General features: G+C 66.2%; 23 protein-coding genes and 1 tRNA gene. 2 read left to right on the forward strand and 22 right to left on the reverse strand.

What is annotated here, in order from left to right:
- The 14 genes from VF651_05660 to VF651_05725 form a co-directional block, all read right to left on the reverse strand.
- Positions 1 to 306 carry an acyl carrier protein gene (locus VF651_05660; GenBank protein ID HEX7965185.1) on the reverse strand — a complete coding sequence of 102 codons (306 nt, stop codon included), beginning with the start codon at positions 304 to 306 and terminating at the stop codon, positions 1 to 3.
- On the reverse strand, positions 278 to 814 hold the full coding sequence (locus VF651_05665) for a GNAT family protein (GenBank protein ID HEX7965186.1): 537 nt from the start codon (positions 812 to 814) through the stop codon (positions 278 to 280). The genes VF651_05660 and VF651_05665 overlap by 29 nt, the downstream gene beginning before the upstream one ends.
- Positions 792 to 2210 carry an AMP-binding protein gene (locus VF651_05670; GenBank protein ID HEX7965187.1) on the reverse strand — a complete coding sequence of 473 codons (1419 nt, stop codon included), beginning with the start codon at positions 2208 to 2210 and terminating at the stop codon, positions 792 to 794. Before VF651_05670 ends, VF651_05665 begins: the two co-directional genes overlap by 23 nt.
- A gap of 22 nt (positions 2211 to 2232) precedes the next feature.
- Positions 2233 to 3465: a glycosyltransferase gene (locus VF651_05675; GenBank protein HEX7965188.1), complete on the reverse strand. Its 1233-nt coding sequence runs from the start codon at positions 3463 to 3465 to the stop codon at positions 2233 to 2235.
- A complete protein-coding gene (locus tag VF651_05680; protein ID HEX7965189.1) occupies positions 3462 to 4796 on the reverse strand; it encodes an O-antigen ligase family protein in 1335 nt (444 codons plus the stop codon). Before VF651_05680 ends, VF651_05675 begins: the two co-directional genes overlap by 4 nt.
- Positions 4793 to 6103, reverse strand: coding sequence for a nucleotide sugar dehydrogenase (locus VF651_05685; protein HEX7965190.1), 1311 nt, complete (start codon positions 6101 to 6103; stop codon positions 4793 to 4795). Before VF651_05685 ends, VF651_05680 begins: the two co-directional genes overlap by 4 nt.
- Positions 6103 to 7155, reverse strand: a complete 1053-nt coding sequence (yvcK, locus tag VF651_05690) for a uridine diphosphate-N-acetylglucosamine-binding protein YvcK (GenBank protein ID HEX7965191.1) — start codon at positions 7153 to 7155, stop codon at positions 6103 to 6105. The genes VF651_05685 and yvcK overlap by 1 nt, the downstream gene beginning before the upstream one ends.
- Before the next feature lie 16 nt (positions 7156 to 7171).
- On the reverse strand, positions 7172 to 8329 hold the full coding sequence (locus tag VF651_05695; protein HEX7965192.1) for a sugar transferase: 1158 nt from the start codon (positions 8327 to 8329) through the stop codon (positions 7172 to 7174).
- The gene (locus VF651_05700) at positions 8322 to 9203 is read right to left on the reverse strand and encodes a CpsD/CapB family tyrosine-protein kinase (protein HEX7965193.1); all 882 of its coding nucleotides are present in this window, start codon (positions 9201 to 9203) and stop codon (positions 8322 to 8324) included. Before VF651_05700 ends, VF651_05695 begins: the two co-directional genes overlap by 8 nt.
- Positions 9204 to 9237: 34 nt before the next feature.
- Positions 9238 to 10716 (reverse strand): Wzz/FepE/Etk N-terminal domain-containing protein, encoded by a 1479-nt coding sequence (locus tag VF651_05705; protein ID HEX7965194.1) that lies wholly within the window; start codon positions 10714 to 10716, stop codon positions 9238 to 9240.
- 17 nt (positions 10717 to 10733) lie between these two features.
- Positions 10734 to 11333 (reverse strand): polysaccharide biosynthesis/export family protein, encoded by a 600-nt coding sequence (locus VF651_05710; GenBank protein HEX7965195.1) that lies wholly within the window; start codon positions 11331 to 11333, stop codon positions 10734 to 10736.
- A gap of 16 nt (positions 11334 to 11349) precedes the next feature.
- On the reverse strand, positions 11350 to 12624 hold the full coding sequence (locus VF651_05715) for a hypothetical protein (GenBank protein HEX7965196.1): 1275 nt from the start codon (positions 12622 to 12624) through the stop codon (positions 11350 to 11352).
- Positions 12621 to 13181: a transcription termination/antitermination NusG family protein gene (locus VF651_05720; protein ID HEX7965197.1), complete on the reverse strand. Its 561-nt coding sequence runs from the start codon at positions 13179 to 13181 to the stop codon at positions 12621 to 12623. The genes VF651_05715 and VF651_05720 overlap by 4 nt, the downstream gene beginning before the upstream one ends.
- A 231-nt stretch (positions 13182 to 13412) precedes the next feature.
- A complete protein-coding gene (locus VF651_05725; protein HEX7965198.1) occupies positions 13413 to 13961 on the reverse strand; it encodes an SRPBCC domain-containing protein in 549 nt (182 codons plus the stop codon).
- Between the two features lie 266 nt (positions 13962 to 14227).
- Here VF651_05725 and VF651_05730 point away from each other — a divergent pair, with 266 nt between their 5' ends.
- The gene (locus VF651_05730; GenBank protein HEX7965199.1) at positions 14228 to 15403 is read left to right on the forward strand and encodes a GNAT family N-acetyltransferase; all 1176 of its coding nucleotides are present in this window, start codon (positions 14228 to 14230) and stop codon (positions 15401 to 15403) included.
- Between the two features lie 36 nt (positions 15404 to 15439).
- Here the strand turns inward: VF651_05730 and VF651_05735 are convergent, their stop codons facing one another.
- Positions 15440 to 16522, reverse strand: coding sequence for a sensor domain-containing diguanylate cyclase (locus VF651_05735; GenBank protein HEX7965200.1), 1083 nt, complete (start codon positions 16520 to 16522; stop codon positions 15440 to 15442).
- Entirely contained in the window at positions 16509 to 17699 is a 1191-nt protein-coding gene (locus VF651_05740) for an EAL domain-containing protein (protein HEX7965201.1), read from the reverse strand. The genes VF651_05735 and VF651_05740 overlap by 14 nt, the downstream gene beginning before the upstream one ends.
- Positions 17700 to 17942: 243 nt before the next feature.
- Between VF651_05740 and VF651_05745 the strand changes: the two genes are divergently transcribed.
- Positions 17943 to 18164 carry a hypothetical protein gene (locus tag VF651_05745; protein ID HEX7965202.1) on the forward strand — a complete coding sequence of 74 codons (222 nt, stop codon included), beginning with the start codon at positions 17943 to 17945 and terminating at the stop codon, positions 18162 to 18164.
- A 262-nt stretch (positions 18165 to 18426) separates the two neighbouring features.
- Here VF651_05745 and VF651_05750 read toward each other — a convergent pair.
- From VF651_05750 to VF651_05775, 6 genes are all read right to left on the reverse strand, one after another.
- Positions 18427 to 18516: transfer RNA gene (locus VF651_05750), tRNA-Ser, on the reverse strand.
- Between the two features lie 11 nt (positions 18517 to 18527).
- On the reverse strand, positions 18528 to 19799 hold the full coding sequence (serS, locus tag VF651_05755) for a serine--tRNA ligase (protein HEX7965203.1): 1272 nt from the start codon (positions 19797 to 19799) through the stop codon (positions 18528 to 18530).
- Between the two features lie 11 nt (positions 19800 to 19810).
- Positions 19811 to 21139, reverse strand: a complete 1329-nt coding sequence (locus VF651_05760) for a replication-associated recombination protein A (GenBank protein HEX7965204.1) — start codon at positions 21137 to 21139, stop codon at positions 19811 to 19813.
- A complete protein-coding gene (locus VF651_05765; protein HEX7965205.1) occupies positions 21117 to 21509 on the reverse strand; it encodes a VanZ family protein in 393 nt (130 codons plus the stop codon). The genes VF651_05760 and VF651_05765 overlap by 23 nt, the downstream gene beginning before the upstream one ends.
- A complete protein-coding gene (gene lolA, locus VF651_05770) occupies positions 21502 to 22143 on the reverse strand; it encodes an outer membrane lipoprotein chaperone LolA (GenBank protein ID HEX7965206.1) in 642 nt (213 codons plus the stop codon). Before lolA ends, VF651_05765 begins: the two co-directional genes overlap by 8 nt.
- Before the next feature lie 16 nt (positions 22144 to 22159).
- Positions 22160 to 24487 (reverse strand): DNA translocase FtsK 4TM domain-containing protein, encoded by a 2328-nt coding sequence (locus VF651_05775; GenBank protein HEX7965207.1) that lies wholly within the window; start codon positions 24485 to 24487, stop codon positions 22160 to 22162.
- Positions 24488 to 24496: the final 9 nt, after the last annotated feature.

Consider the following 24496-nt stretch of genomic DNA (forward strand, 5'->3'; position numbering starts at 1 on the left):
CTAGGCGTGGCTCACGAGCGCCCGCTCGGGCGCAGCAAGACACGCAACGGCCATCGGGCTCAGGCGCGTGTGCGCGGCGACGAAGCGTACGATGCCGGCCAGTGAATGAAACGCATCCATGTCCATGCTCTCGAAGGTGAGGTCGAAGCCGAACTCCGCCTCGATGCTCAGCAGGAGGCCGGCGAACTCCAACGAATCCATCAACCCGGATGCGAACAGGTCAGTATCCGGGGCCGGCGCGGGTTCGCCCAGCGCGTCCTCGAACAGCAGGTTGACCTTATGCAGCAGTGATTCTTGGGTGTACATCGGGGCTCCTGTGCTCGCCGGCCTGCAGCTCGAACAACAGCCGGTCGAAGGGTTCGCCCTCCCCGTCCCGGCCATGGCGCTGGCGGCCGATGGGCCGGAAGTTGAGCTTCTTGAGGATGCGTAGCGAAGCCTGGTTGGACTCCAGTGCCCAGGCGTTCACGCACTCCAGGCCGTGCACGTCGAACCCCAAGGTCAGCATCGCGGAAGTGGAGCGGTACAAGTAGCCCTTGCCCGTATACCGTCGATCGCCGAGGAGCGCCCACAGCACCGCGGCGCGGAAATCCCGGTTCACACTGCTCAGCGCCACCAATCCGATCGGTCCGCCATCATCATCTGCTGTGAAGGCGCGGATGATGTGCGCGTCGTTCTTGGTCATGATCCTGAGCGCCATGGCGCCTATCGGCTTCTCGCCGCCGCCCAGGTCCAGCCACTTGCGGTTGTGCTTCTCGGAGAGCCAGCGGGCGCCCAGCTCTATCAGGGAATCGTCATCCAGGGGTATCAGTTCCACCTTGCGTCCATGCCTTTATTAGCGTGCGCCCCGCAGCCGTGCCGGAGGCGTCTTGCGACAGTTCTCGCCACGCGCTCCAGTCGCCATACGGGGCGCGCTCCGCCGGCTCCATGCCAGCAGCGTAAGTCTTGATGGGGGAGATCGCCGTCGCCGTAGCCGAATAGAGCCGGCCATCCTGGCCCCGCCGCAGCCTCTCGCCGGTGCGGTATACGCGCCCTATCCTGTCTAAGCGCGGAAATGCGCTGGCACTGGCTTCGGACTCGCCCCAATAACCGGAACTCAGGCCCGGCCCTTTGATGTACAGGTCGCCGGTCTCGCCGGGGCGCACCTCCTGAAAGTTGTGGTCCAGCAGCAGGAGCTCGCCAGTACCGCAGGCGATACCGTAGGGCTGCGCCTCATCCGGCTCCGGAAAGGTGACCACGGTGTGGTAGCTGCCGGCGATCCCCGCCTCCACCGGGCCACGAAAGCCGGTGAACTCCACGTGTGGCAGGTGCCGCATCCAATAGTCGAGGGACCCTGTGGGCAGCGATTCGCCATGCCACTGCACTCGCCTCAGGTCCGGGAAGTCCCAAGGTCGCACCACGTCCAGGCGAGCCATGTGGTCCAGCACGTCCGTCAGCGAAGACCAGTGGGTGATACCGGAACTGCGCGTCCACTCCGCCAGGCGCTTGGGCAGGAGCGCATGCTCGGCCGGCACCAGGTGCAGCTCTGCGCCGGCGGCGAAGCTGCCGAAGCTGTCGTACAGCGAGAGCGGATGGGACAGTGGAGCGTGGCTGGCGAGCCGGTCTCCGGCGTCCAGGCGGAAGCGCCGCTGCGCCCACTCCACGAAGGAGATCACGTTGGCATGGGTGAGCGACACGCCATGGGGCGCATCGCCGCCGGTGAAGCGGATCTCCGCCGTATCCTGGGCGCGGTGAGCGCCCGCGAGCGGGGTACCGGGCAGTGCGCCGATGTCAGAGAAGCGGAAGCCCGCCGGCAACCCCTGCAGGTCCGCCGGGATCCCCAACCAGCCCAGGCGCAGGCTGGGGATGCCCGGATCGGCCAGGAGCTCTCGCACCAGCGGCGCCAGGCTTCCCGCCGCCAGCAAGCAGTGGCTGCCTACATGGCCCACGATGTGCGCCAAGGTGGCGGCGGAAGCGGACGGCTCCAGCGGCACATGGATGCAGTCAGCCTTGTAGATGCCGAGCTGGCACACCAGCGCCAGCGGCGACTTGGGGAGCAGTACACAGACCCGGTCACCACGGGCACAGCCCCGTTCCTTGAGGGCGCGGGCCAGCTGATTGGAGAGGGTCTCGAGTTCGCCGTAGCTCAGGTGCTCGTCCTGCAGCACCACCGCCGTCGCGTCGCCACGGCGGGCAGCCTCGCCCGTCACCCAGTGATGGAGCATCTCGGTCATGTCGGTCTCGGTAGATAGATCGTCAGGCGGTGCGGCGCATGCCCTTGCCCGCCAGGATGCCGCGGTAAAGGTCTTCGGTGCGGCGTACCACCGCCTCGAATGAGAACTCGTTGACGGCGCGCATGCGGGCCTGCCGGCCCAGCCGCTCCGCCAACAGTGAATCGTCCAGGATGGCGCGCACCGCATTGGCCACCGCCTGGGCATCACCGGAGGGCGCCAGCAAGCCGTGGCGTCGGTCGGTGATGAGCTCTGGAGTGCCTCCCACGCGGGTCGCCACCACCGGAACGCCTGCGGCCATGGATTCCAGCAACGTGTTGGAGATGCCTTCGCTTTGGGAGGTCAGCACCGACACCGCGGCCGAGGCGAGTACCTGGGGTACGTCCCTGCGCATGCCGGTAAAACGGAAGCACCCCGCGAGCCCCAGGCTCGTGACCTTGTCCATGAGTTCCTTGCGGTATTCATGGTGCACGCGGATCGCGCCGTTGTCGTCGCGGGTGAAAGCCTCACCCACGGCGAGGAAGCAAGCCTCGGGGCGTACAGGGTGGATGCGAGCCGCCGCCTCGATGAAGCATTCGATACCTTTCTTGGGGTTGAGCCTGGCCAGCATCACAACCAGTGGAGCCTTGGCCGGCAGGTTAAATTCGCGGCGCAGCTCGGCGCCGTCGCCGCGCGGCCCGAAGCGGGAGGTATCAACGCCGTTGCGTATCACCACAACCTTGCGCTCGTCATAGCCTTCGCTCACCAGCCAGTCGCGGATCGCACCTGCATTGACCACCACCCGGTCGGCGAGCTTGCAGACCCAGCGCTGCATCATGAGCTGGAACGGGGTGTTGTAGATACCCATGTCCCGAATCGAGGCCACCACGGCCGGCACCCCGGCGAGCCTGGCGGCAGGGACACCGAACATGTTGCCGTAGAAGTTGTAGCTGTGGACGACCTGCACGCCGTCACGGCGCAATGCGCGTGCGAAGCGGAACTGCTGGCGAAGGGCGTTGGGCTCATAGAAGCTGCTTAGCGGGTACTCCGTCACCGCGATGCCCTGCTGGCCCTCGACGTCGTCGAGCAGCGCGCCCCAACGGGTGAAGCAGGCGAAGCTCAGGTCGAAAGCGCGGCGGTCCATGCGCTTCGTGAGGTTCACCACCTGCTTCTCGGTACCACCCACGCCGAACATGGCCAGGAATTTCACCAGACGGATGCGTTCGGCCGTCTCGGCCACGGTCTCTTCCCGGAGCGGCCAAGTCTGGGTGCGGCTCATGCCGGCATCTCTTTCGCAACATTGCGGCGGGCCGTTATGGCGATCCCTGCCACCGCGAGGCCCGCCATGTAGTAGAAGTAGAACTGGTAGGCATCGGGGTAGAACAGCGCAGCCAACATGAAGCCGACGAGGCTCACGCTAATGCCCTCCAGCAGCGCATGCAGCTCGATGCCGCCGGGTTCGGTGGCTGCCTGCCGGCGCGCCCGACCGAGGTCGCGCATGATGGCGCGCAGCAGCAGCAGGAACAGCGCTACACCCGGCACGCCGAGGTCGACGGCGTATTCCAGGTACACGTCGTGCACCTTGGTCCAGGTCTCGCCGCGCGCCTCGTTGAGCGCCAGGATATCCATGCCGATGCCGGCACCCATGAGCGGGTGCTCCACCACGTAGCCTGCCGCAGTGAGATAGTCACGGTAGCGGGTCTGGGCGGAATTGGTCTTGTCCGCCTGGATGTTGGTGATGGTGCTGAGACGCTCCAGGTAGGAGGACGGCAGCATCGCCGCTGCCATCATGGCTCCCGCGATGACCAGCAGCGCGAGGCCGTGCATGCGTCTCCGGAACAGGATGCAGAGGTAGATGAAGCCGGTCATGCCTAGCACCAGGAAGCCCGCACGGGAGAAGCTGGCGACGATGGCGATGCCGTCCAGCGCGATCAGCCCCACCAGCAGCAGGCGAGGGACCAGGCTGCGGGTGGACAGGAACAGCGCGATGCTGAGGGGCAGGATCAGGTTCAGCATCAGCGCCAGGTCGTTGGGGTTTGCGGTGAGCGAGCCGTTATAACCCATGATCCGGTCCAGACCCTCGGAGAGCGCCTCCGCGCGGCCGCCGCCCGAGACATAGTTCTTGATGGCCGCCAGGGAGAGCGGCGCCGCCAGCAGGCTCAGGGTCCAGGCCAGGGTCTTGAGACGCGGCAAGCTGTCCACCACCCCGGCCAGCAGCGCGAACACCACCAGCGCCTTGAAGTAGATGCCGAAGAAGAACTTGACGCTGCCGCCGGGCCAGAGAGACATGGGTACGGTCAGCGCCGCCCATGCCGCCAGCATCAACGCGAGGCGCATGGGAGGCGTGAGGTCCACGAGCCGCTCATGCCGGGACAGCCGGTCCGACACGTAAGCCCCGCCCGCCACCAGCGCGCAGAGCAACGGCAGGTGCAACGCGCCCAAGGCCGGGATGAAGGACTGCGGCGCCAGCAGCAAGAGGCAGGTGAAAGCCACCAGTGCGCCGAAGGCCACCACCCCGCCGCGGGAGGCGAACTGCTCGCCGCCCGCGACCGCTGGGCTGGTGGCTGCCGCCGCGGCAGGCCGCCACCAGCCGGTGACCTCTGTCCTCACAGCCGGATCACCTCGGCCTTGGGATTGAGGATCCCCCAAGTCGCGTTGCGGGTATCCACCACCAGCGACGCCGAGCTGGCGATGCGCTTGTAGTCGAACTCGCTGTGATCGGTGAGGATCACCACGCAATCGGCATCACGATAGGCCTTCTCGTCCGCCACCACAGCGTCGAGCTGGGTGCCATTGAAAGCGACCTTCGGCACATGGGGGTCCGCGTAGCACACGTCGGCACCGCGCTCCTGCAGCTGGTGTATGACCTCAAGCGCCGGCGACTCGCGGACATCACCCACGTTCGGCTTGTAGGCCACGCCCAGCGCCAGCACCTTGGCGCCATTGAGGGAGCGCTGCCGCTTGTTGAGCGCATCGGAGAGCATCTGCACCACGCGCGTGGGCATGGACTGGTTGATCTCCTCGGCCAGGTGGATGAAGCGGGCATCATAGCCGTTGAGCTTCATCTTCCAGGCGAGGTAGGCCGAGTCGATGCCGATGCAGTGGCCGCCCACGCCCGGGCCCGGGTGGAACGGCATGAAGCCGAAGGGCTTGGTGGCGGCCGCGTCTATCACCTCGCGGGTATTGACACCCAGGCGGTGGCACATCAGCGCCAGCTCGTTGGCGAGCGCGATGTTGACGTTGCGGAACACGTTCTCGTAGAGCTTGGCCATCTCGGCCACGCGCGGGCTGGAGACCTCCAGCACGTTCGGCACGACCTGACGGTACAGCGAGGCCGCGAGGCGCGAGCACTCGTTGGTGACGCCGCCCACGACCTTCGGGATGTCGCGCACCTTGAACTTGGGGTTGGCCGGGTCGATACGCTCCGGCGAGAACGCCAGGAAGAAGTCCACGCCCGCCACGCCGCCGTGGTCCGAGAACAGCGGCAGCAGGATCTCCTCGGTGGTGCCGGGATAGGTGGTGGATTCAAGCACGACCAGCTGGCCCGGATGCAGGTGCTGGGCAACCTCCTCGGAGGCCGCCATGACGTAGGAGATGTCCGGATCCTTGGTCTTGCGCAGCGGCGTGGGCACGCAGATGATGGCCACGTCCGAATCCGCCAGCACCGCGAAGTCACGGGTCGCGGTGTAATGGCCGGATTCGCGCAGCTTCTGCAGTTCCTCGTGCGGCACGTCCGGGATGGGCGAACGGCCCTGGTTGAGGGAGTCAACCTTCTCCGGGCTGGAATCCAGGCCCGTCACCTTGTAGCCGGCATGGGCGAAGGCGATCGCCAGCGGCAGGCCGACATAGCCCTGGCCGATGACGGTCACCCGCGCGGTGCGGTTCTGGATGCGTTCACTCAAAGCATTGGCGTTCATTAGGTTTCCTCTAAAGCCAGGTTCAGGAGTGCCTTGGCCAGCTTGCACGGCTCATGGCGGACCATCGGTCCATCACCGAGCAGGTCGCATTTGAGCGCGCGGCAGCCCAAGGCCTTGATGAAAACAGAGTCTGCGGTGATCGGTTCGGAACCCTCGGCGGCATAGCGTCGCAGCTGCTCCCCCGAGGGCCGCGTGCTGTTGAACAGCACCGCGTGGATGGGGAGCTCAGGGGCATGGTCACGCAGCGCGTTGACCACGTCGGCGGCACCGTAGCCGTCGGTCTCACCGGGCTCGGTCATGAGGTTCATGACCACCACCACCTTGGCCCCGGAATCGGCGATGGCCTCCGCGATGCCTTTCACCAGCAGCACCGGTATAAGGCTGGTGTAGAGGCTGCCGGGACCGAGGACCACCAGGTGCGAGCCGGCGATGGCGTGTACCGCCTGGGGCAGCGCCTGTATGTGGCGCGGCACCAGGGAGACCCGCTTGATGCGCCGGCCGGCAGCGGTGATGCAGGACTCGCCCATGCTGCAGCTGCCGTCGGCGAACTCCGCCAATAGCTGCACGTCGTCCAGGGTGGCTGGCAGCACGCGGCCGCGGATATCGAGCAGGCGGCCAGCCCGCTCCACCGCTCGGCCGAAGTCTTTCTCCAGCAGGGCCAGCGCCGTCAGCATCAGGTTACCGAGGCTATGGCCGCCGAGCTTCGAGTCGAAGCGGAAGTTGAACAGCTCCTGCAGCGTGGGGTCCGCGTCCGAGAGCGCGAGCAGGCAGTTGCGGATGTCGCCCGGCGCGAGGATGTTGTAGCCGCGGCGTAGCGCGCCCGAGCTGCCACCGTCGTCCGCCACCGTCACGATGGCGGTGAGCCGGTCCTGGTCCGAGGCATCGCGCATCCCTACCGGGAAGTGCATCACCCTCAGGCCCTGCAACAAGGCCGCGAGGCCGGTACCGCCGCCGAGCGCCGTGATACGCAGCGGCGTGCTGCGCGCCTCCAGGAACTCTGCGTCGCCGAGGCGGTTGCCGACGGCGTAGTCGAGCGTCGATTCCAGCATCATGGACGGGTATCGCCGCTCACGGCGCCCCCAGGCTGCTGCCGGAATCCAGCCGCACGCCGGACCCACCCACGGGCGGTTGCGGCGGATGAGCCTCCAGCGCCTCCGCCAGACCCGGCAGCAGTGGCTGACTGGGCTCGAAGGCGGGCTCCTCCTCCAGCACCGGCAGAGGGCCGCGCGCCTGGCTGCGGTGGCCGAGCAGCACCACCTTCACGGTCTCCAGCAGGATTTTGAGATCCATGAGCAGCGAGTAATGCTTGATGTAGTACAGGTCATAACGCAGTTTCTCTATCTCTTCGTCCAGGCCGTTCGCGTACTTGTAGCGGACCTGTGCCCAGCCGGTGATGCCGGGCCTGATGGACGAGCGCAGCGAGTAATACGGTATGGTCTCGCCGCATTCCGGCGTGTTGCGTGACACCAGGATGAACAGGCGGCGGTTGCTGTCCGGGTGCGGCCGCGGCCCCACCAGGTTCATGTCGCCGCGCAGCACATTGATGAACTGCGGCAGCTCGTCGAGCCGGAACTTCCGCAGCCATTTCCCGGTGCGGGTGATGCGACTTTCGTTGTCCGCGGCCCACTCGCTGTGGGCGCCGTGCGCGGCGCGCATGCTGCGGAACTTGAGCAGCTTGAAGCGCCGGCCGCCCAGACCCACCCGCTCCTGCACGAACAGCACGGGGCCGGGTGACTCGAGACGCACAGCCAGGGCCAGCAAGCCCATCAGAGGAAGGAACAGGATGAGCCCAAGCACCGCCGCCAGCAGGCTGTAGGCGCGGGCGCATGCGAGCGCGGCGCGCGAAGGACGGAAACGCTCCGAGAAAAGCACCGCCTTGGCGGTGAGGGATTCGATGGCGAGCTTGCCGGTGATGCGCTCGTAGGCATCCATGCCGGTCTCGACGCTGACGCGTCCATCCGCTTCCAGCTCCAGCAGCAGGTCGGCGTTGAGCCGGCCGTACTGCTCCTCCATCGCCACGATCACCCGTTGCGGACGTTCGTCGGCGAGGATGGACTGCAGGTCCTGGAGTGAACCCAGGTGCCGGCAACCGAACTCGGGTTCCGCCTCGGGATGCTCGCTGATCACGCCAAGCAGCGTGGCGCGCCCGCCGGGCAGCGCCAGCAGCTCCGCCGTCAGCTTGGCTGCCAGCGGGCCCGTGCCGAGGATGACGATCCGTTCAGCCATCACCCGGGATGCCCTGTACCGAGACTCGCGGCGTGCGGCGCGCGATGTTGTCGCGCATCGGCTTGCCGTAGCGGTAGTAGCCGTAGTAGCTGCGCGGCATCAGGTCGCCGCGGTTGAAGACCAATCCCAGGAGTTTGTCCGGGCCGATCAGGTCGAGGGCCTCCTCGAGCATGGGCCGCGGCGTACGGTGGGCGGAGACCACCATCAGGAAGCTTTCCACCAGCCGCGCGATGACGCGGCAATCCGACACCGGCACCACCGGCGGCGCATCCAGTACCACATAGGTGTAATGGCGGGTCGCCTCGGCGATCAGCGTCTCCAGGCGCGGTGAGCGCAGGAGCTCATAGGGCGCGGAAGTGCGGGTACCGGTCAGCACCACCGAGAGGTTGGTGCCGCCCAGGGGACGGGTCACGTCCTGCAGCGAGAGGCCGTCGAGGATCGCGTCGGTGAGACCGAGGCCGCCGGGGGTACCGAGGTTGAGATGGGCCTTGAGGCTGACGGACTCGCGGCGCAGGTCCACGTCTATGAGGATCACCTTGGAGTCGCGCGCCTGAGCCAGCGCGGCAGCCAGGTTGGTCGCGGTGAGGGATTTGCCGTCCCCAGCCGCTGGGCTGCACACGCCGATGACCATGCTCTTGCCGGGCTTGCGCTTCTCCTCCAGCACGTAGCGCAGCTTGCGGTACTGCTCGGCCTCATAGGAATCCGGCTCGGTCACGCTCACCAGGTGCTGGTCCACCTGCCGGGTGTTGATCTCCTGCAGGTGGCGGCGCTCCTTCTGCTCCAGCTTGGGCTCGGTCTTCTGTTCGGCCCGCACCTGGGGCGGCGCGGCCCGGCCAGTGGTGACCTTGATGGTGTGCTCGTTGGGTGTCGTCATGGGCGTATCTCCTGAGTTCCTTGTGGGCGGCGCGTCACTGCGCCCGGTGACGCGACAGCATCCAGACCAGGTCCTGGTTGCCGTGACCCAGGAAGGATGAGAACTGCGTGAGCAGGATCAGCGCCACCACCACCGAAGCCACCGCGAAGCCGAAGCGCAGCCGGCCGCGCCAGACGTCGGCGGGCGTCACGATGAGGGGGATGTTCGCCAGCACCGGCAGGCGGGTATAGGCGCGCAGCTCCTCGACGCTATGGAACGAGAGGTCGAACTGCTCCATTAGGAACACCACGCCCGCCGTCAGTCCCAAGCAGAGCATGAGGCTGACGAGGAGGAGCTTGAGCCGGCCCGGCCCCGAGGCATCGGTCGGCGGCACTGCGGTCTCCAGCACCCGGTACTGCCCCGCCACGCCGCCCGGCAGGGGCGTCTCCTCGTAGCGCTTGAGCAGCGAGGAATATACGTCGCGGGTCTCGCCGTAGCCCTGCATCAGCGCAGCCAGCTGCTGGGTGCGTAGCGGCGCGTTCTCGAGGCGGGCCTGGTACTCGGAGATCTGCTGACGCAGGCGGCCATCCTCGGCGCGGAACGAACTGACGTCCTCGTCGATGGAATCCTGTTGGGGCTTCGCGGTGCTTCCCTGTGCCGCCTGCTGGCGCTTCAAGGCGGCGATCTGGGCCTTGAGCTGGATCACGTCCGGATAGGCATCGGTGTAGCGGGTACGCAGGCTGGCGAGCTGCTGTTCCAGCTGGGGCAGGTCCGCATCATAGGAATCTGCCGGCGAGCCGGATATGGGGCGCTGCAGGGCCTGGCCCATGGCCTCGTTGTTCTCATGCAGCTGCGTGCTGAGCTGCTGCAGCATCGCGAGGTTCGCGGTCTGCTGCTCCGGCAGGTCGGCCATGTGGGCGCTGCGGAAGGCATTGATCTTGGCTTCCTGGGCGTCCAGCTTCTTCTTCACGTCCGACATCTGCGCTTCCAGAGCCTTGAGCGTGGCGGAGGACTGGGAGGCGCGCATCCGGTTGTTCTCGTCCACATAAGAGGTGGCCAGGGCGTTGGTCACCTTCGCCACCGTCTGCGGGTCCCAGCCCTGGTAGCTCAGGGTGAAGGCGAAGGTCGGATCCTGGCCCCACTGCTGCTGGCCGGACTTGCGCTCGAGGTGGATGTCCTGGCGCATCTGCGTGAGCAAGGCCTCGTCGGAGGCGCTGCGGCGCAGCTCGGGATAGAGGTCGAACTTGGTGACCATCTTCAGCAGCCGGTCACGGCTCATGACCTGCTCGCTCACGGAGTCGAGCTTGCTGTCGGAACCGTTCTGGTTCGGCCCGGAGGTGTCTTGCGCCAGCGCCTGCGGGTTGACCAGTACCGTGGCCTGGGCACTGTAGATGTCCGGCAATGCGGAGATGAAGCTCGCAGCGGCGGCGAAAGTGATCACGAACACCGCGATCGCGAGCCAGCGGCGGCGTTTCCACAGTCGGCCGAGGGTGCCGAGAGGGCTGTCGTTCTGGGTGGATTGCTGTACCTGCATGGTGTCTGGCTCCGGTGTCAGGGAACGGTGATGATGTCGCCGGGGCGGACGTAGAAGGGCTGGGCGCTGTTGCTGTACACCGCGTCATCGTAGTCGAACAGGATGCGGCGCTTGGAGCCGTCCTGGTCACGAAGCACCACGATGCGCGACGGTGAGGCGAACTCGGTGAGCCCGCCGGCCTGAGCCAGCACGTCCAGTACGGTGGCCTGTCCCTTGAGCTCGTAGCGCCCCGGGGTCTTGACCTCGCCCAGCACCGAGACCGCGTAGCTGTGCACCTCTTGCACCACCACCGAGACTTCCGGTTCCGACATGTACTGCTTGAGCTTGTCGGTGAGGGTCTTCTGCAGCTGCTGCGGTGTCTGGCCGCTGGCCTGCACGTCGTTCACCAGCGGGAACGAGATCATGCCGTCAGGCCGCACGGTGATGACGCGGTCCAGGCCCTGATCCTTCCACACAGAGACGTGCAGCACGTCGCCGGGGCCGATCAGGTACTTGTCCACGCGGCAGTTGTCGCCGTGGCATTGGGCGTTATCCGCCATCGTGGGCTGGTCTGCACAGGCCGCGAGGCCGAGCAGCAGCACCCCGGCCGCCATACAAGCAAGTTCTTGGAGTTTCATGTCTTGACCCTTCGATCTAAGGGGTGGGGGAATCGTCGTCCGGATAGGGAGTCGGCACGAGGTCCGACGAGGGAGGCAGGTTCTCGTTGCGGCGCGGCGTGGGCCACAGGGTCTCGAACGGAGTGCGGCGCCGCTCGTCGAACACGCGCCCGCCGGCGGAGGGAGCGGAGAATACGAGACCTATATATAGAACGTTGTCCCGGATCTCTTGGTCGCCGCCGCCCAGGAGGCCGCGCTGCAGGCTGTACTGGTAGGAACCCACCAGCGAGGTGATGCGCCCGAGCCGGTAGGCCATGCTGAGGTTGAAGCGGAGCACCTCCGCCTTGGTGCTGCCGATGGTGTCGCTGGCATAGGACGGCGCCACCTGGATCTCCACATCCTGTCCCAGGCCCGAGTCGTAATTCGCGCTGAGGCTGCGGGTCTCCACCACCCCTACCTGCCCCACCACCACGGTCTGGCTGCGTGCGGCATCCACGGTGAAGTAGCCGTCGTCCAGCACGCGCCTCAAGCCCGCCCTCACCTCGGCATTGACGCTGCCCTCGGTGTCGCGCGGCCCGGCGGCGAAAGAGAAGCTGGTCTGGGGAGTGAGCGCGTGGGTCCAATCGAATGTGAGCACCCGCGAGTCCACCTGCTCGCGGTTATCGCCGAAGTCGTAGCGGCTGGCCGCGAGGTCCACACCGAGGATGTTGCGGGGATCCAGGGTGTGGTCCAGGCCCAGCATGGCGGTATCCACGTTGGTGTCCGCGCCTTGCGCCACGGTCTCGTGGCTGTAGCTGTACCCTGCCCGCCCGGTATAGGTCTCGCCGAAGAGATAGGACAGGGACGGGTTGACGTTGAAGAACGTCGCGTGGGCCCGCCCTACGAGACTGGTCTGGGGCGATATCTCCGAAGGCGTCTCGGTGCTGGTGTAATCGCTGTCTAGCGCGAGGCCCAGGCGCGGTGTGGCGCGCCAGCCCATGTCCAGCGCCGCGTTGCGGCGCACGGCATTGCCGTTTAAGCCGGGATGCTTGTTGTAGCGTTCAGCGTCGAAGGTGTAGAAGCCATCCAGGTTGAAATCCGCGGAGTCATAGCCCGCTTCCAGCGCGGGGCTCACCCTCAGGATCTCGTCGTCCTCCCGCGCCACCGGCGCGGAGAAGATGTTGTCGTCATAGACGGCGCCGACAGCGAGAGATGGCGTGAGGTAGCCGGTGGTGTCCGCTGGCGCGGGCACGGGAAGGCCGCAAGCCAGGAGCGCGCAGGCGAAGAGTAGGCGGGCGACGGCGACCCGGAAGCCGGAATATTCGCGCGTCATACCGCCGCCACCAGCGTGCAATCTATCTCCACCGCCAGGCTGCGGCGCAGCAGTTCGATGGACAGCACCAGCAGTCCCCGCTTGGATTCTTCTTTCACGAATACACCCTCGACGTTCGCCAATGGGCCGCTCACGATGCGGACCGTCTGCCCGACCTTGAGGTAGGGGTGAGGCATCCGCGGCATGTCGGACATGTTCACGCGGCGGATGGATTCGATCTCGCGGTCCGGCACGGTCGCGAGCTTGTCCCAGCGCTCGCCCAGGATCCGCACCAGGCCGCGTGCCTTGCAGATCTCGATGTAGCTGGACTTGTCTATCGCGTGATGGACGAAAAGGTACCCGGGGAACAGCGGCGCCCGGTAGAGGCAGCGCGTGTGCTTGCGGCGGGACCATTTGTCCACGGTGGGCAGCAGCACCTCGAAGCCGCTCGCCGCCAGTTGCTGGTACACGGATTGCTCGCAGTTGCTCTTGGTCCAGAGCACGTGCCACTGCGGCCCCAGGCCGGCTATCCCGTCCGCCCAGGCTTTCTCCTGTCGCTCACTGGCTGAATACGACAAAGCTCCGCCCCTTCGGTTCTCTCCTGAGGAGAACCATGAAGTCATCCCACGTTGCTGGTCTTGCTGCGACGCTCACTCGCGTCCCGGAGCGAGGTTTTCGTGCTCCGGCGCATCTCGATCCCACATCCTCGCCGCGGACCATTACCCCATTTACGGGATGAGTATCCAATCGGGGAAACACCCACTTTGTCATGGTAGAAAACCTTCACTGACGTATCCGTTACACGACGTTCAAACATGCCGAGCGTTCATCCGCATCAGCGCTGCTTGACGTTCATAACGCGACATCATGGCGGGCAGTATCTCGGGCAGCGGCATGTCGTTCCGTGAGCAGGCGACGAGCTGACTTAGGTGCGCATGCCAGCCCGCGCCGATCTTCGAGATCAGCTTCGGCGGAAGGCCGGAATGCACGAGTCTCAGCTTCGTGCCCGCTTCGCGCTCCATGAGCGTGAAACTGACTGAGGTGACGGCTGTGCCGAAGTGGGGCTTCTGCACGTCGCGTGAGGCGTCCATCCACGAGTAGGCGAGCAAGCGATAAGGCTCGTAGCGCGCCACCAGGCCATGCACCAGTGCGCCGCAGCTGGAGCGCACCGGCGCGTCCGCCTTCAGGAAACGCAGCTTCACGCCGCCGCCGGTACGCGGTTCGATCGAACCTTCCGCAAGCCAGGCACGCAGGCCTTCCGGCCGGGTCAGGTAATACCAGGCACGGTCAGCCGGCCCGCTCAGCTCGCAATCGAGGCTGATGGTATGGATGTCGATGATGAGGCCGAGGTTGATCATGGCGATCCCTCCGTGGATGTTGTGATGCCGCATCCTGCGGCGTTATCCGATGTGTCGTTTAACTGTTACGCAGCGCAGCATCGCAAGCGCGGCTGTTTCAGACCATCGGGTATTACCCCCAAACCGTCGTGGTAATTCACGCAGGTTAAATCGTCGCAAGCATCTGAGGTGCTATACGTGCCACGAATGCGGGTTTTACCGGATTCGGTCCTGCACTGCGACGGACTATGGTCTTTACACGACCTTCTCCCGGATGGGGAATGAACATGGATCAGCAGCCAGGGATCACGGCGCCCCCGAGCGTGCGCAAACCTCACCCCGCGTTGCTCGCGGAGGAACCCGACACGATCCCGCTGCGGGACGCCAGCGCGCCGGCCTGCTTGGGTGCACCGCCCTACCCCCGCTTCCCCTTGCCCCCATCGCTCGGCGCCGAGTGGGATGCGCTGGCCATGCGCCTTTCGGCCGTGCCTTACCTGCAGCTAGGTTGGGCGGAAGCCTGGTGCCGTGCCTTCAGCACCGGCGAACCCGAGTTGCGCACCCTCTGGCGCGGCGGGCGGCTCGCGGGCGTGATGCCGATGGTGCGGCAGCGCAAGCGGCTCGAGTCGGCCGCCAACGAGCACACGCCGGGCTTCGGCCTGCTGGCGGAGGACCGGGCCGCGGGCCTCGCCCTCGCACGCGGGCTATTCGAAGACCGGCCACTGCACATCTCGCTCGCCTCTCTCGATCCTGCCGGTGAGACGCTGGCGGTGTGCCGGCAGGCCGCGGAGGAAGCGGGGTACCGCATCTTCATCCGCCCGGGCGAGCGGTCCCTGTACCTGGAGACCGATGACGGCTGGGACGGGTACCAGGCCGGGCTCGGCCGCAACCTGCTGCGCAACCTCAAGCGCGCACGGCGGCAGCTCGGCCAGGAGGGCGAGGTCACGATGGAGGTGGTCACGGGCGGCGAACAGCTCGACGAGCGCCTGCGGGAGGCGTTCCTGGTGGAGGCCTTGAGCTGGAAAGGCGATGCCGGCACCGCGATCCAGTCGCACCCCCGTACGCACCGCTTCTATACCGCGGTGGGCCGCTGGGCTGCCGAGCGAGGCAAGCTCCGCCTCTACCTGCTGCGCACCGGTCGGCGGCCGCTCGCCATGTACTTCGCGCTGCTGGACCAGGGCGTGTGCTATCTGCACAAGGGCGGCTACGATCCGGCCTTCGGACGCCATTCCCCAGGCAAGCTGCTGATGCACGACGTGCTGAAGGATTGCTTCGAGAGCGGCGTCACGCGCGTCGAGTTCAACGGCGACGCGGAGCCGTACAAGTTCTGCTGGGCGGGTTCGGTGCGTGAGTATCAGCGGCTGGAAGCCTTCGCCCCCACGATGGCTGGCCAGCTCGCATGGGCGGCTTTCACCTACAGCCGGCCGGTGGCGAACCACCTGCGTCTGGGACTGGGACTCGAGTAGGGTTAGGACAGGCGGGCGGCCGCCCGCCCGCGCAAATCAGCGGATGGGCTTGGGTCGCAGGGTGCCGCGCACGGTCACCGGGTTCATCTGGCCGTCCTCGCGCCGTTCGTGCTTGGTCATGTACATGAGCTGGTCGGTCCGGGTGATGAGCAGCGGCACGCTCTCGTGGCTGTCCGCCTCGCATACGCCGGTAGAGATGGAGAGCATCTGCCCATGGGTGTTGCGTTCGGCTACCGCCGCCTCGATGCGCCGCGCCACCTCTTCCGCCACCGGCAGCCGTGTCTGCGGCAGTAATACCGCGAACTCGTCGCCTCCCAGCCGGTACACGATGTCGGACTTGCGCACCTTGAGCCTCGCCGACAGCGCCACCTGCCTCAGTGCCTCGTCGCCAGCCGAATGTCCATAGACGTCGTTGATGACCTTGAGGCCGTCCACGTCGAACAGGATCAGGCAATAGGGCTGCTGGTGGTTGACCTGCTCCTTCTTGAGCATGCGCGCGTGCTCCTCGAAGGCGCGCCGGTTGAGGAGCTCGGTCAGCGCATCCTCGCGGCTCTCGCGTATGGCCTGATCGTACTGGCGCGCGTTCTGGATTGCGGAGCCCACCAGGTCTGCGAAGATCTGGATGGTCTCCTCGTCCTCCTCGGTGAAGGCATCCGGCGACTGGGAAGCCACGTGCAGTACCCCGGCCACCTCCCGCCGCGGATCGAACGCGAATGGCGCACTCACGCAGGAACGTGTGCCGCTGCGGGAGGACACCCGCCGCAGGGTCTGGTCCGCCAGCTCCTCGCCGGTGCAGCGCACCGCATGCTTGAGCCTCACCGCATGGCTGGGAGAGCCGTTGCCGAGCGGAAGTTCCAGCATGGCAAAACCCAGGATTCCGACGGCGGACTTGGCGCTCAGGCGCTGGTTCTCGACCATGAAGATCGTGGCGCCGTCTGCCCGGGTGAGCCTTGCGCACTCCTCCGCCACCACGTCCATCACCGCCTGCAGGCTGCCTGACACGGCCATGACCTTGCCGATGCTGGCGATGATCTCCAGCAGCCGTTCCCGGCTCACTCGCTGGCCCACCGCCAGCTCGCCGAGCGGGGTCTCCACCTTCCTCTGCTCAGGCGCTGACATGCATGACTCCCTTGACGGCCGCGAGGCTGCCGAGCGATGTGCGCAGGAACGCCGGGACGGAGCCCGGCTCCTGCGCACGTTGCGCATCCCTGAGCTGCGCGATCATCTGCGATGCCGGGACCGGCCGGCCGTAGTAGTAGCCCTGGGCCTCATCGCAGCCATAATCCGTGAGCATGCGCGCCTGCGAGGGAGTCTCGACGCCCTCGGCGAGCACCGCGGCACCCAGGTTGTGGCCCAGGGCGATGACCGTCTTGATGAGCTCCTGGCTGTTGCGATTCTCCGGCAGGTCCACGATGAAGGAACGGTCTATCTTCAGGCAGTCGATGGGCAACCGCTGCAGGCGACTCAGGGAGGAATACCCGGTACCAAAATCGTCCAGTGACACGCGCATGCCTGCCTGCTTCACCTGCTGCAGTATCCGCAGGGTGAACTCCTGGTCATTCATGGTCAGGCTCTCGGTGAGCTCCAACTCCAGGTGCCTGGCATAGCCGCGGTCCGGGCCCAGCGCCTGGTCGATATGCCGCAGGAAATCCTGCTTACCGAGCTGGGCATTGGAGACGTTCACCGAGACGTTGAGGGGCGGCAGCCCCGCCTGCGTGCATTCCCGCAGGAACGCCACGCTGCGCGCCAGCACCCAGCGGCCGATCTCGACGATGAGGCCGGAATGTTCGGCGATACCTATGAAAGCGGCGGGTTGCACCAGACCATGGCTGGGATGCTGCCAGCGCAACAGCGCCTCGCAGCCGATGATGCCGTCGCTGCCCAGCGCGACCCGTGGCTGGAAGAACAGCAGCAGCTCGTCCCGCTCCAGCGCACGCTTCAAGCCCTTCTCGAGCGTCATGCGGTGGGCGAGCTGCCCCGCCGCCTCGCGCGAGAGCCGGTTGCTGTGGCCTGGGCCAGTCAGGGGATGCGACGGCTTGTGGACATGTGTACGGCCAGGGCCGCCGCGCTGCAGGAACAGCGCCAGCAGCGCGCCCGTGAGGGCTGCTACCAGCGCACCGCGCAGTGCCAGGAAGTAGCCCAGCCATTCTGATCCCGCCATGGCGAGCAGCAGCATGTCCGAGAGGGCGATGGCGGCGCCGGCCAGCACTGCGCAGGCGAGCAGCATGCGTGGAGTGCCGCGGCGCTCGTAAAGAGGAGCGGACATGCGGTGCAGGAAAGACGGGTACCCATCCATGGCCACGTCCTTTTGACAGTTTTTACCCTGCGTCAATCTATTAGGGATGGCCCGTGGGCAGAATGAGGTAAAGACCCTAATCGATTAAAGGTAAAGACCCCGGTTTTTCCATAACCATGCTTGGGCGGGCAGATACGGTCAAATCAGGGGGTTCACAGTCGTACCAGGGAACTGACTTAGATCATCACAGCCATCCCCTGTTTGAGCGATGCTCCCCACTAAGACGGAAAAGGGAGCACTTACATGAACCGCAGAACTGCCTTGTTACTGGTCTTTGGGATCAGCGTCGTCGGTGTGCTCTTTTCGGGCACCCTCACCTATCGTGAGTTCGCGGCGCAGGCCTCCGCCTGTGGACCGGTAGGCCAGCCCGGCACGGTATTTGGCTACCCGGCCTGCGTCTATGGGTTGGTGATGTATGCGGTGCTGGGCTTGGTGTCCGCCTGGGGACTGGCGGCGAAGCGGTGAAATCCCTAAACAACGTGACCTGTGAACCTGGAATATGGCGGAGGGAGTGAGATTCGAACTCACGAAGGACTTCCGCCCTTGCCGGTTTTCAAGCCGCGCGACGCATGCGTCGCGCCTTAACCCGCTCGGCCAGCGAATTTAGAAAAGGTGGCGGAGGGGGTGGGATTACTCCGGGCATCCCTGCCCTTCGCCCCTACGGGGCCCGCGCTTCGCGCGGTTCCAAATCGCTCCCGGCGATTTTGTCGAACCCACGATAGTGAATTGGCGGAGAGGGTGAGATTCGAACTCACGAGAAGCTTACGCCTCTGGCGGTTTTCAAGACCGCTGCCTTAGACCGCTCGGCCACCTCTCCGAATGTGACGATTATATAACCGTCATGCCGCCCATGTAGGGATGCAGGGCTGAGGGCACGTGGATCTTGCCCTGCTCATCCTGGCAGTTCTCCATGATGGCGATGAGCGCGCGGCCCACGGCCACACCGGAGCCGTTGAGGGTGTGGAGCAGCTCCGGCTTGCCGGTCTCAGGGTTGCGCCAGCGGGCCTGCATGCGGCGGGCCTGGAAGTCAGTGCAGTTGCTGCAGGAGGAAATCTCCCGGTAGCGCTCCTGGCTGGGCAGCCAGACCTCCAGGTCATAGGTCTTGGCGGCGGCGAAGCCGATGTCGCCGCTGCAGAGCGCCATCACCCGGTAGGGCAGCTCCAGCTTCTGCAGCACCTTCTCGGCGTGCCCGGTGAGTTCCTCCAGAGCCTGGAAGGAATCCCCCGGCTTCACCATCTGCACCAACTCCACCTTCTCGAACTGGTGCTGGCGGATCATGCCTCGGGTGTCCTTGCCGGCGGCACCCGCCTCGGCACGGAAGCAGGGTGTGTGGGCCGTATAGCGGCGCGGCAGGCTGGCGGCCTCCAGGATCGCGTCACGTGCCTGGTTGGTCACCGGGACTTCAGCAGTGGGGATCAGGTAATAGCGGTGCTCGCCCGAGACCTGAAACAGGTCTTGCTCGAACTTGGGCAACTGCCCGGTGCCGCGCATGGAGGTGGCGTTCACCATGTAGGGAACGTAGACCTCCGCGTAGCCATGCTCACCGGTGTGCAGGTCCAGCATGAACTGGATGAGCGCCCGGTGCAGGCGCGCCAGCGGTCCGTGCAGCACCGTGAAGCGCGCGCCGGTGAGCTTGGCGGCCATCTGCGCATCCAGAAGTCCCCTCGCCTCGCCCAGATCCACATGGTCCTTGGGCTTGAAAGCGAACTTGTTCGGGGTACCCCAGCGGCGGACTTCCTTGTTGGAATTCTCGTCGGCCCCGTCCGGCACGCTCTCGTGCAGGAGGTTCGGCAGGCCGAGCTGGATGGACTCGAGCTCAGCCTCGACCTTGGTGAAATCCTCTTCTGCGGCCTTCAGCTTGGCCCCGAGCTCCCCCACCTGCGCCATCAGCGGCGCTGTGTCCTGGCCCTTGGCCTTGGCCATGCCGATCTCTTTCGAGCGGGCGTTGCGCTCGTTGCGCAACTGCTCCATGCGGGTCTGGAGTTCCTTGCGGGAATCCTCCAGCTTGCCGTACTGGCCGGTATCCAGCCTGAAGCCGCGGCGCCCGAGGGCGGCAGCCGTGCCGACGAGGTCATTGCGGAGCAGTTTCGGGTCGATCATGGCGTCGGTTCTTATTTGTCGGTGGTCTTCTTGGATTTGCGGGCCGCGGCGTTGCGGGCCCTTAAGTCAGCCAGCTTCTCGGCGATCTTGATCTCAAGCCCCCGCGGGACGGGATGATAATAGGTTTTCTCCGGCATGTCCTCCGGGAAGTAGCGCTCGCCGGCGGCGAAGGCGTCCACCTCGTCGTGGGCATAGCGGTATTCCTTGCCATGACCCATGCCCTTCATGAGGCGGGTCGGCGCATTGCGCAGGTGCAGCGGGACCTCGCGGGTGCCGCTGTCCCGCGCATCCTGCATGGCCTCGATCAAGGCCGTCTCCATCGCATTGCTCTTGGGGGCCACCGCCAGGTAGACCACAGCCTGGGCCAGGGCCAGTTCCCCTTCAGGGCTGCCGAGGCGCTCCAGCACCTCCCAGGCCGCCAGGGCCAGGTCCAGGCCACGCGGATCGGCGTTGCCGATGTCCTCGGAAGCCATGCGCACCACGCGGCGCGCTATATATAGAGGGTCGCAGCCTCCATCCAGCATCCGGGCCATCCAATATAGGGCGGCATCCGGCGCGGAACCGCGCACCGATTTGTGCAGGGCCGAGATCTGGTCGTAGAAGAGGTCGCCGCCTTTATCGAACCTCCTGACGCCTCCGCTGATGACATCCTGTACCGCAGCCTCGCCGATGATGCTGTCCTCCGCCAGGTCCGCGGCGATCTCCAGGAGGTTCAAGGCACGGCGCGCGTCACCGTCAGCCGCTGCAGCCATCAGGTCCCGAAGTTCCGGTGCCATCTTGAGGTCCCGTCCGCCCAGACCGCGCTCGGTGTCCGTCAGCGCCGCGTCGATGATGCGGCGGATGTCGGCCGCACCCAGCGCCTTGAGCACGTAGACCCGGGCGCGGGACAGGAGCGCGTTGTTGAGCTCGAAGGACGGGTTCTCGGTGGTGGCGCCGATGAAGGTGAGCGTGCCGTCCTCCACGTAGGGCAGGAAGGCGTCCTGCTGGCTCTTGTTGAAGCGGTGCACCTCGTCCAGGAACAGCACGGTGCCGCGCCCGTCCCGCTGTCTGACCTCTTTCGCCTCTTCCACCGCGGCGCGCACGTCCTTGACGCCCGCCATCACCGCCGAGAGCGCGATGAAGTGGGCCTTGCAGGTCTCCGCAAGCATGCGCGCCAGCGTGGTCTTGCCGGTGCCAGGCGGCCCCCAGAAGATCATGGAGTGCAGCTGGCCGCTCTCCAGAGCACGGCGTAGCGGCTTGCCGGCGGCGAGGATGTGGGCTTGCCCGATGAACTCCTCCACGCGGTGCGGCCGCATGCGGTCCGCCAGTGGGCGCAACTCAGGCGCGGTGGGCATGGGCATCGATGATCGAGAGACGCACACGTGTGAGCCAGCGGGCTGGATACCAGAGGCCCACCGCCGCGCCAGCGCAGTCCGCAGCCCAGTCCAGCCACTCGGCGTCGCGGCCGGTGTAGGCCTGCGCGATCTCGATGAGCCCCCCCGCCGCGGCGAAGACGAGCCCGATCCAGAGCCAGCGGCGCGGTGCGGCTGCGGTGAACCACGCGGTGAGGATGAGGTAGGCGCTGAAGTGCTCGAGCTTGTCCACGTGCATGAACGGCGGCTCGATGTCCGGCGGCGAGGGCGTGAGGCTGCCCCACACCACCAGCGCCACCAGCGCCCAGCCAGCTGCGAGCCAGAGATGCGCCGCCGGGGCGGCGCGGGTCTCAGCCACGGGGTTTGCCGTCGCCCGTGTCGCCGATCACGTCGGCGCCGGCGGGCGGCGCGAACTGGAAGCTGGCTTCGTCCACCGCGGGATTGCGCTGCACGTGGTCGAAGCTGATGCGGGTGGTGTTGCCGAGGTTGTCCTTGAGTTCCATCACTGCCACGTCCTTGTCCTTGAAGCCGAGCTTGACGCTGTCGAAGTCCGTATCCTTGACCTTGGGGGTGAGACCGACCCAGACGAGGCCGTCCTTCTCACCCATGTCCGTCACCTTGAAGGTCTTGTCCACTTCGTTGGAGCCGGCCAGCAGCACCGCCGGGCTCGCCGCCAGGGTGTCATTCAGGGGCTTCACCGTGACCTGTTGCAGCGCCACATCGTAGAGCCACAGGTGCCTGCCGTCGGCCACGATGGTCTGCTCATCCGGCTTGGCGTAGTCCCACCGGAAGCGGTCCGGGCGCTTGATGGCGAGGGTACCCACGGACTGCTTCACCAGCTTCTGGTTGGAATCCAGCACCACTTGGGTGAAGCCGGCCTTGAGGCTGTGCACGTCCTTCAGGAACGCGCGCAAGCGGTCCACGCCGGAATCGGCGGCCTGGAGCGGCAGGGAGACAAGCAGCAGTAGCGCACTCAAGACAAGACGTGTCATGGGGACCTCTATATGTCTATTCGTCACTTCCGGGCGGCGGCGCGGCCACCAGCACCTCGCGGGCGCCGTTGGACTGGAGGGGACCCACGATGCCGCGGGTCTCCATCTCCTCGATCATGCGCGCGGCTCGGTTATAGCCGATCTTGAGCCGGCGCTGCACGCCGGAGATCGAGGCCTTGCGGCTTTCGGTGACGATGCGCACCGCCTGGTCGTACAGGGGATCCGCCTCGCCGCTGGCCTCCCCTTCCTCGCCCGGCTCGGCCGGGAACCCCGGGATGGCCTCGCTGGGACCGGACAGTATCTCTTCTATGTAGTGCGGCTGGCCCTTGCGCTTGAGGTGCGCCACCACCTTGTGCACTTCCTGGTCGCTGACGAAGGCGCCATGGATGCGGGTCGGCACCGAGGTGCCGGAAGGCAGGTACAGCATGTCGCCGTGGCCCAGCAGCGACTCGGCGCCCTGCTGGTCCAGGATGGTGCGGGAATCCACCCGCGCCGAGACCTGGAAGGCGATGCGGGTCGGGATGTTGGCCTTGATGAGGCCGGTGATCACGTCCACCGAGGGGCGCTGCGTGGCGAGCACCAGGTGGATGCCGGAAGCGCGCGCCTTCTGGGCCAGGCGTGCGATCAGCTCCTCCACCTTCTTGCCCACCACCATCATCATGTCGGCGAGTTCGTCCACCACCACCACGATGTTGGGCATGGGCTGGAGGCGCGGGATGTCGGAATCCGGCAGCAGCGCGAGCTTCTCGGCGCTCAGCAAGGGATCGATGATGGGCTTCTTGGCCTCGATGGCCTCCTTCACCTTGCGGTTATAGCCCGCGAGGTTGCGCACGCCCAGGGCCGCCATCAGCTTATAGCGGCGCTCCATCTCCGCCACGCACCAGCGCAGTGCGTTGGAGGCCTCCTTCATGTCCGTCACGACCGGCGCCAGGAGATGCGGGATGCCCTCATACACCGAGAGCTCCAGCATCTTGGGATCGATCATGATCATGCGGGTGTGCTCGGCGGTTGCCTTGTACACCAGGCTCAGGATCATGGCGTTGATGCCCACCGACTTGCCGGAGCCGGTGGTGCCGGCGATAAGCAGGTGCGGCATCTTCTCCAGGTCCGCGACCATGGAATTGCCGCCGATATCCTTGCCCAGGGCGAGCGTCAGCGGCGAGCCGCTCTTGTCGAATTCTTCGGACCGGATGATCTCACCGAGCGTGACCAATTGCCGCGCCTCGTTGGGGATCTCCAGGCCCACTACGGACTTGCCGGGGATGACTTCCACCACACGCACGCTGATGGCCGAGAGGCCGCGCGCCAGGTCCTTGGCGAGGTTGGTGATCTGGCTCACCTTCACGCCCGGCGCCGGCTGCAGCTCGAAGCGCGTGACCACCGGGCCCGGGTTCACCGCCACCACCTGCACGTCCACGCCGAAGTCCTTGAGCTTGATCTCGACGGTGCGGGACATGGCCTCCAGCGCCGCCTCCGAGTAACCCTCCACCTTCGGTGGCTTGTCGTCCAGCAGCGAGAGCGGCGGCAGCTCGGAGTCCGAGGGCGGCTCGAACAGCGGCACCTGGCGCTCGCGCTCGGCGCGCGGGCTCGGCGCGGCCGGCTTGGCGATGGGCTCGATGCGCGGCTTGGGCTTCTTCTTGACCTCTTCCTGGTGGACCTTCACCACCTCCACGTGCTGCTCGCGCACGCGCCGTGCCTGGATGGTCTCCTGCAGCCAGGCCAGGCGGTTACGCAGCTTCTCAAGGAGGAGCAGCGTCCAGTGGCCGGTGCGGTCCATGAGCGCGAGCCAGGAGAGGCCCGTGAACACCGTGACCGCGCCCAGGAACACCGCCAGCAGCACCAGTGTGGCGCCGAGCGGGCTCAACGCATGCGCCAGGTTCTTGCCGACCAGGTCGCCCAGCACGCCGCCCGCGTCCACCGGCATCTGGCCGGGGTCGGTGTTGGAGTTGATGGAGGCGAGCGCGCTCGCGGTGATGAGCGATAGCAGGAGGCCGCCGATGCGGGCGGTCAGGTGCCACTTGTTCACGGGCTCGGTGGACTTGCGGGCCCGGAAGATGAGCCAGCCGGACCAGATCAGCAGCGCCGCCAGGAGATACGCGGGGTAGCCGATCAGGAAGTACAGGAAGTCGGCGAGCCAGGCCCCGGCCGGGCCGATGGCGTTCTGCACCTTGCCACCGTCCCCGCTGTAGGAGAACCCGGGGTCGTGCGGGCTGTAGGTAGAGAGCGCAAGCAACAGCACGAGACCCGCCACCAGGAACATCCAGAGGGCAGCTTCCTTGAACCCCTGCGCCAGATGTATGGCCAGAGGGGAGCGTTCGTTCTCGTTGCGTGTCGCTTGCGCCACGGCTTTCCT

The organism is Gammaproteobacteria bacterium, from assembly GCA_036383255.1.
Lineage (GTDB): Bacteria > Pseudomonadota > Gammaproteobacteria > Natronospirales > REEB76 > DASUBN01.